Consider the following 6216-nt stretch of genomic DNA (forward strand, 5'->3'; position numbering starts at 1 on the left):
TAACTGGCTTGTTCTCAGCGGGCGTTCAGGTCAGGCGCAGTACGGCCCCCAGTTGGCGCCTGCGGGCGAGGATCGTCTCGGTTGCCGCGGCCGTCAGGATCAGTGTGGTCACGCCGGCGACGAGGGTTCCGGGCGTGTGAGGGCCAGAGGGCCACACGTGTGGGGGGAGCGGTCGGGCCGGTCCCTCGATCGTAGGAAGGTCTCCGGGGCGGAACGGTTCGCCTGACGGCGGAGGCCTACGGTCCGGATATGACCGTGTCAGCACAGTCGCCCCAGTCGTCCGACTCCTCCCGGTTCTCCAGGTCGCCCGCGTCCTCCCGGCCGTCCGAGTCCGTGCCGCCGCAGGGGCGATCGCCCGAAGCCGCCCCGCCGTCGAGGACGCCCGGGCCGACGAACCCCGCGCGCGTCGAGGCACACCCCGACCGGCCGCACCTCACCGAGCTGCGGCTGTCGGCGTTCGCCACGCACCGGGGCGCCGAATTCCCGCTCGGCTCGCTCACCCTCTTCACCGGGCCCAGCGGGTGTGGCAAGACGAGTGCGCTGCGCGCGTACGAGGCACTCGCGCGGCTTGGCGCCGGGGGCGAGGTGGGAGAGGTCTTCCCGGACCCGGTCGCCTGCGTCCCGGAGCGGGCCCGGCCCGACGCCCAGCGCCGACGCGGGTTCCGGATCGGCTGTACGGCGGACGGGCCCGAAGGTCCGGTACGGCTCGACGTCGCCGTCCAGGCCGAGCCCGAACTGCGCATCGTGGGCGAGCGGTTGACGTCGGGCGGCCTGGTCCTGCTGGAGACGGCACTGCGCGACCCGTCCCGCCGTTCGGTGCAGGCCGCCTGGCATACGGGGGGTTCGTCGCCGGTCACCCGCGCACCGCTGCCGGACGACCGGCTCGGCACCGCTCTGCTGCCGTTGCGCGTCGCCGGGAAGACCGACGGGCAGCGCCAGGTCCTCGCCGCCGCCGAACAGATGGTGGTCGCCCTGCGCTCCGTCTTCGCCTGCGACCCCGCACCCGGGCGGATGCGTGCCGCCGTGCCGATCGGCGACGGACGGCTGCTGCGGGACTGCGGCAACCTCGCCGACGTGCTGTGGCGCACCCGGAGCGAGTGCGGGCGACGGCACGGGCAACTCGTCACGGCGGTGCGCACCGGGTGCGCCGGACCCGTGGTGGACGTCCTCGCGGAACCGCTGCGCGACGGGATGCTCCGCGCGGTGCTCGACCGGGGCGACGGCTTACGCACCGGTTTCGAACGGCTCGGCGACGGTGAACTCCGGTACGCGGCACTCGCGTTGGTGCTCCTCACCGGCCCCGGCGTCTTGGAGGTCGACCCGCCGGGCGAGGTCCCGGCCGCGATGCAGACCCTGACCGTCCTCGCCGACGGCCTCGACCGGGGAGTCGACGTACGGCAACGGGCCGAACTGCTGCGGCTCGCGGCGCGGATGTGCGAGCGCGGGCACATCCGGCTGGTCGGCGCGGTGAGCGACGCGTCCTGGGCCACGGGGATCGACGGCGTCACAGTGGTAGACCTGGACCCGTGACAGAACATCTCGACGTGGCGAAACTGACGCGCAGACTGGCCGAGTTCGCGGCCGCGCGGAACTGGCAGCAGTACCACACCCCCAAGAACCTCGTCTCCGCGCTCAGTGTGGAGGCCTCCGAACTCGTCGAGATCTTCCAGTGGTTGACCCCCGAGGAGTCGACGCGGGTCATGGACGACCCGGAGCGCGCGCACCGGGTGCGGGACGAAGTCGCCGATGTGCTCGCGTACTTGCTGCAACTGTGCGAGGTGCTCGGCATCGATCCGCTCGCCGCGCTGGACGCGAAGATCGACCGGAACGAGGGCAGGTTTCCGGCACCGTAGCTGATCGGCAGTCGGTCGATTGGGGGAGTGGGCGCGTCCATTTTCACTCTCCGGAGTCATTCAACTGTCCGCAACCGATTTGTTGTCCACAGATTTCCGCCTTCCTCTGGCTTTTCGTCTCAGGGACTCTCACTCTGGGTAGTGGACAAGGGAGTTCGGGCGGACGTGCGAACAGCACGTCGGGATATGACGGGGGCAGCGCATGGACGCGATGCGGCTCATCGTGACGAGCAGGCGCGCCCTGGCCGGAAGCGGCGACGTGCCGGAGACCCTGACGGAGGTGTGGCAGGCGCAGGCCCTCGCCCAGGCGATAGGCAGCCGCCTCGCGGTCTTCGGCCCGCCCGAACTGCGGGGCGAGGCACTGGGGTTGACCGAGCTGGCGGGCCGGGGCTGCGGAGTGCTCGACACCCCGGTGCTCGCCGTCGAGGACTTACGCGCGGCCCAGCTCACGGAGTTGGGCGACGCGCGCCTCGCCCTGCTGTGCCTGGGCGGTCTGCTCGGCGAGGTCGGCATCGCCCTCGTCGGCATCGCCTGCGCGGCGGACGACGAGGGCACGTACTGGCAGTGCATGGAGGCGATCGACGCGGCGGACGAGTCCCGGGACCGGGTGCTGGAGATGCTCCGAAGACTCGCGGACCGGGAAGCTGCGGCGATACCGGAGCGGGAGGCGGGGTGACGGTGCGGGGGAGTGCCCTGTTGGTTGCGGTTTGTAGGGTCTGCGCGACGCCGTCGTGGCTGGTCGCGCAGTTCCCCGCGCCCCTTTAAGGGCGCTTCACACGGTCCGTGTTGTCCATCGACGTCGATTGCAGATCCGCGTCCAGGGCGGACAGGTCCGCGTTCAGGGACGCCATCAGCTCCTCCATCTGCTGCAACAACCCCTTGGGTTGCGCAGGTCCACCCTGCTGCGGCACGGCTTCTTCGGACATGACGGCCTCCTCGGCCCGTGGCCTCCCCGGCGAGGAGGAGGCGGGAATCCGGGCGGTCCGGCTCCGCCCGAGCCAACGATCATCAACGGGGCCGGTCACTGGCGCGGGCGCCCCCCGTACGCACGGTTGACGCAATTTCACCCGACCGGGCACGAGATGGGCCGTAGGGACCGGTGAGGTTGACCGGGACCCGAGCGTGCAGGATGGAGCCATGGATCTGCGCATCTTCACCGAGCCCCAACAGGGGGCGACCTACGACACCTTGCTCGCCGTGGCCAAGGCCACCGAGGACCTCGGCTTCGACGCCTTCTTCCGCTCCGACCATTACCTGAGCATGGGCTCCGGCGACGGGCTCCCCGGTCCCACCGACGCCTGGATCACCCTGGCCGGCCTCGCCCGCGAGACCAAGCGCATCCGCCTGGGCACCCTGATGACGGCCGCCACCTTCCGCCTCCCCGGCGTCCTCGCCATCCAGGTCGCACAGGTCGACCAGATGTCCGGCGGCCGGGTCGAACTCGGCCTGGGCGCGGGCTGGTTCGAGCAGGAGCACACGGCGTACGGCATCCCCTTCCCGAAGGAGAAGTTCGCGCGCCTGGAGGAGCAGCTGGCGATCGTCACCGGGCTGTGGGCGACCAAGCCCGGCGACACCTTCGACTTCCACGGCACGCACTACGACCTGACCGACTCGCCCGCGCTGCCCAAGCCCGCGCAGGCGAAGGTCCCGGTGCTGATCGGCGGCCACGGCGCGAGCCGCACCCCGAAGCTGACGGCGCGGTTCGCCGACGAGTTCAACATGCCGTTCGCCTCGATCGAGGACAGCGAGCGGCAGTTCGGCCGGGTCCGCGCCGCCGCCGAGGCGGTCGGCCGCAAGGCCGACGACCTCACGTACTCCAACGCCCTCGTGGTCTGCGTCGGCAAGGACGACCAGGAGGTCGCCCGCCGCGCCGCCGTGATCGGCCGCGAGGTCGGCGAACTCAAGGAGAACGGCCTCGCGGGCACCCCGTCCGAGGTTGTCGACAAGATCGGCCGCTACGCCGAGATCGGCGCCGAGCGCATCTATCTCCAGGTCCTCGACCTCGCCGACCTGGACCACCTGGAGCTGATCTCGGCCCAGGTGCAGACGCAGTTGTCGTAGCCGACGTATGTGACGCGGGCGTCGTAGAACTGCGGGCGGGGAGTCGAGACCCCGCCCGCCGTACGACTAGGGTGCCTAACTCCGCGCCCCCGCCGCCTCGTTGGCGGCCGCGGGCACCCCCGCGTCCACCGGCGTCCGCCGTCCCGGCAGGAACGCCGCCAGCAGCAGGGCCGCCAGGGCCGCCGCCGAACCGATGGCCATGATCACGCGGAAGCCGTTGTGGGAGGGGACGGTGAGGGAGCCGAAGGTCGTCGTCATATGGGCCAGGACGACTCCGGCGACGGCGCTGGAGGCGGACGTACCGATGGACCGCATCAGGCTGTTGAGGCTGTTCGCGGCGGCCGTCTCGGACAGGGGCACGGCGCCCATGATGAGCGCGGGCATCGCGCCGTAGGCGAAACCGACCCCGGCGGAGATCACGCAGCACACCACGACGACCTGCCAGACCGCGGCCATCATGACGACCCCGAGGCCGTAACCGGCGGCCACGATCAGTGCGCCCAGCATGAGGGTGATCTTGGGGCCCGCCGCCGCCGAGATCCGGGCGGAGAGCGGTGCGGTCGCCATCATCACCAGGCCGGAGGGGCCGAGCGCGAGGCCGGCCGCGAGCACGGTCTGGCCGAGGCCGTAGCCGGTGAGGGTGGGCAGTTGGAGCAGTTGTGGCACGGCCAGCGACATCGCGAACATGGCGAAGCCGAACACCACGGACGCGAGGTTGGTGAGCAGGACCTGGCGGCGCGCGCTGGTGCGCAGATCGACCAGCGGCCGTACGGTACGCAGCTCCCACCAGCCCCACACCAGCAGCACTGCAACTGCCGTGGCGAACAGCCCCGTTGTCGTGCCGCTGCCCCAACCCCAGTCCGCTCCCTTGGAGATGGCCAGCAGCAGACACACCAGACCGATGGACATCCCGACGCCGCCCACCACGTCGAACCGGCCGCCGCTGCGCACGGCCGACTCCGGTACGAACGTCACGACGAGCGCGGCCACGACGGCACCGAGCACCGCCGCCGTCCAGAACAGCACGTGCCAGTCCGCCTTCTCGGCGATGAACGCGGCCGTCGGCAGCCCGAGCGCACCGCCCACCCCCAGCGAGGCACTCATCAGCGCGGTCGCCGATCCCAGCCGTTCGGGCGGGAGTTCGTCCCGCATGATGCTGATGCCGAGCGGGATGACGGCCATCGAGACGCCCTGGAAGGTCCGCCCGACGATCATCGGCACGAGCGAGTCGCTGAGCGCGCCGATCACGGACCCGGCGATCAGCAGGGCCAGGCTGAGCAGCAGCATCCGCCGCTTGCCGTACATGTCCCCGAGCCGCCCCACCACCGGGTTGGCGACGGCACCGGCGAGCAGGGTCGCGGTGATCGCCCAAGTGGCGTCGGACGGCGAGGAGTTCAGCAGCTTGGGGAGTTCGGGCACGATCGGGATGATCAACGTCTGCATCAGCGAGACGGTGATCCCGCCGAGGGCCAGGACCCAGACGACGGCGCCGGAGCGCGACGGCCCGACCCCCTCGACGGGAACAGGTGGGGAGGGGGTGCTGGACGCGGACATGGCGAAGCCTCCGGCTGATGCGTGCTGGTGCGTGCGACACGGGGCTGGACGAAACGAGTCTGGCATGTTTTTCGTATGGCATACGCAAAATAGGCGGAGGCGGGATCGGGAAGTGCCGGAGCGGTAGCCTTCCCCTGTCCGGGCACGGCTGTCACGGACGGAGAGGCGCAGTCGATGACGCAGGTGGCGACGGGTCCGGGCCGCAGGGGCAGGGGACGCCCGCCCCGGCTGTCGCGGGAGCGGATCGTCGAGGGCGCGGTCGAGGTGCTCCTCGCCGAACCGGCCGTCTCCCTCACCATCAAGCGCGTGGCCGACGTCGTCGGCGCCGCCCCCATGGCCCTCTACCGCTACTTCCCGGACCGCGACGCCCTCCTCCAGGCCACCGCCGACCACGTCCTGGAAGCCATGGAGCGCGCACCCATCGCGGAGGGCCCCTGGCCGGACCGGCTCCGCGCCTGGATGCGGGCGGGCCAGGCCAACCTCCGCCCCTACCCGCAGCTCATGCCGTACATGACGACGACCCGGCACCCCGCCTGGCTCCCCGGCCTGACCCGGCTGCGCGAGATCCTCACCCCGGCCGGCCTCTCCGACGAGGACCTGGCCCTCGCCGTGGCGCTCATCTCCTCGACGATGCTCGGCCACGCCGTCTACGAGGGCTACCGCAGGCCGGACGAGGAGATGACGGCCCTGCTCGACGACCTCCCCCGCGGCCCTCGTTGTTGCCGAGTCGGGCCCAGTGGAGATCCTC

Annotated in this window: 7 protein-coding genes; 5 read left to right on the forward strand and 2 right to left on the reverse strand. The window is 71.4% G+C overall.

Going from position 1 to position 6216, the window contains the following annotated elements:
- The first annotated feature begins 249 nt into the window (after positions 1-249).
- The 3 genes from ACNFOC_RS49255 to ACNFOC_RS49265 all read left to right on the forward strand — a co-directional run bounded on the left by ACNFOC_RS49255 (position 250) and on the right by ACNFOC_RS49265 (position 2529).
- Entirely contained in the window at positions 250-1530 is a 1281-nt protein-coding gene (locus ACNFOC_RS49255) for an ATP-binding protein (protein WP_416965517.1), read from the forward strand.
- On the forward strand, positions 1527-1853 hold the full coding sequence (locus ACNFOC_RS49260; protein WP_416965518.1) for a nucleotide pyrophosphohydrolase: 327 nt from the start codon (positions 1527-1529) through the stop codon (positions 1851-1853). Before ACNFOC_RS49255 ends, ACNFOC_RS49260 begins: the two co-directional genes overlap by 4 nt.
- Positions 1854-2055: 202 nt before the next feature.
- Complete coding sequence (locus tag ACNFOC_RS49265) at positions 2056-2529, forward strand: DUF6099 family protein (RefSeq protein ID WP_416965519.1); 474 nt, start codon at positions 2056-2058, stop codon at positions 2527-2529.
- Between the two features lie 85 nt (positions 2530-2614).
- Here ACNFOC_RS49265 and ACNFOC_RS49270 read toward each other — a convergent pair whose 3' ends face one another.
- A complete protein-coding gene (locus ACNFOC_RS49270) occupies positions 2615-2779 on the reverse strand; it encodes a hypothetical protein (protein WP_365985623.1) in 165 nt (54 codons plus the stop codon).
- Positions 2780-2990: 211 nt separating this feature from the next.
- Here ACNFOC_RS49270 and ACNFOC_RS49275 point away from each other — a divergent pair, with 211 nt between their 5' ends.
- Complete coding sequence (locus ACNFOC_RS49275) at positions 2991-3914, forward strand: LLM class F420-dependent oxidoreductase (protein WP_416965520.1); 924 nt, start codon at positions 2991-2993, stop codon at positions 3912-3914.
- 75 nt (positions 3915-3989) lie between these two features.
- On the opposite strand, the gene ACNFOC_RS49280 is transcribed toward ACNFOC_RS49275, so the two are convergent.
- Positions 3990-5468 carry an MFS transporter gene (locus ACNFOC_RS49280; protein WP_416965521.1) on the reverse strand — a complete coding sequence of 493 codons (1479 nt, stop codon included), beginning with the start codon at positions 5466-5468 and terminating at the stop codon, positions 3990-3992.
- 174 nt (positions 5469-5642) lie between these two features.
- Here ACNFOC_RS49280 and ACNFOC_RS49285 point away from each other — a divergent pair.
- The coding region (locus tag ACNFOC_RS49285; RefSeq protein ID WP_416965522.1) for a TetR/AcrR family transcriptional regulator at positions 5643-6216 on the forward strand (574 nt) is incomplete at its 3' end.

The sequence above is a fragment of the Streptomyces colwelliae genome (assembly GCF_048158785.1).
Lineage (GTDB): Bacteria > Actinomycetota > Actinomycetes > Streptomycetales > Streptomycetaceae > Streptomyces.

What these genes read in the sequence shown, in the direction of transcription:
- ACNFOC_RS49275 (WP_416965520.1), top strand. Translation starts at nt 2,991, where the DNA reads ATGGATCTGCGCATCTTCACCGAGCCCCAACAGGGGGCGACCTACGAC.
- ACNFOC_RS49265 (WP_416965519.1), top strand. Translation starts at nt 2,056, where the DNA reads ATGGACGCGATGCGGCTCATCGTGACGAGCAGGCGCGCCCTGGCCGGA.
- ACNFOC_RS49255 (WP_416965517.1), top strand. Translation starts at nt 250, where the DNA reads ATGACCGTGTCAGCACAGTCGCCCCAGTCGTCCGACTCCTCCCGGTTC.
- ACNFOC_RS49280 (WP_416965521.1), bottom strand. Translation starts at nt 5,468, where the DNA reads ATGTCCGCGTCCAGCACCCCCTCCCCACCTGTTCCCGTCGAGGGGGTC.
- ACNFOC_RS49270 (WP_365985623.1), bottom strand. Translation starts at nt 2,779, where the DNA reads ATGTCCGAAGAAGCCGTGCCGCAGCAGGGTGGACCTGCGCAACCCAAG.